A 928-nucleotide genomic window follows, 5' to 3' on the forward strand; every position below is an offset into this window, starting at 1 on the left:
GACATGGCCATCGACCCGACGGTCGATCGCGCCGCCCGTGGCCACACTCAGTACACGGTTCTTGAGGGACCGGCTTGCCGCGTTGAAGACCGGAAATTCGACCGAGACGCCGGTCAGTATGATGGAAGCCATAGCAGGGATCATAGCCAATAGGGGATGCGATGACGATAACGGCCAAACAGCAACAGGGCGGCCGCCCAGCCAACGATCGCAAACACGATGCACGTCATCCAGCTCGTCGCCGACGCGAACTCGCCCAGCAGCGGGTCGCGCACGACACTGAGGAGGTGGTAGAAGGGATTGAGYTCCAGCAACAACCTTGAAATGCCCTCGGGCAGCGTTCGCGTCATCCACATGACCGGGGTCAGGTACATGACGACCTGCAGGAGGTTCTGCATCACCTGCGTCATGTCGCGGTAGCGCGCRCACAGCACCGCCACGATCAGCATGATCCAGAGCAGATTGAGCGACAAAATGACAAAGCCGGGCAGCGCCAGGAAAACCTGCCAAGTCGGCATGCGCCCGACGGCCAGCAGGACGAGCGGGTAGATGAGAATGTTGTGGCCGAAAATGATGGCGTTGCGGTAGAGCACGCGCAACACATGGGTGAACAGCGGCATGCGCACCTGCAGGATGATGCCCTCGGCCCCGACAAAGGCCGTACATCCCTCGTTGATCGACGACGCAATGAACCCCCAGAAGATCAGGCTGACGCAGATATAGGGCAGATATTCCTGCATCGGCGTGCGRAAGAGCGTGCCGAAGACGAGCCCGAGCGCACCGATCAGGACGCCCATGTTGATGGTCAGCCAGAACGCGCCGACCCGCGAGCGCCGATAGCGCTGGGCCACATCCTGCCAACTGAACGTCGTGGCAAGGTGGTGTTTCTTCAGCGAAGAACTTATGTCGGCGAAGGCCTCTTCGAGGA

The 928-nt window shown here is 60.6% G+C and carries 1 protein-coding gene; it reads right to left on the bottom strand.

Features of this window, described 5'->3' with window-relative positions; all coding sequences use genetic code 11:
• Positions 1-140: 140 nt before the first annotated feature.
• On the bottom strand, positions 141-928 hold a 788-nt coding region (locus AC1DPX_RS35075; RefSeq protein WP_477242592.1), incomplete at its 5' end, for an ABC transporter permease.

Source organism: Mesorhizobium sp. 01N446 (assembly GCF_056399285.1).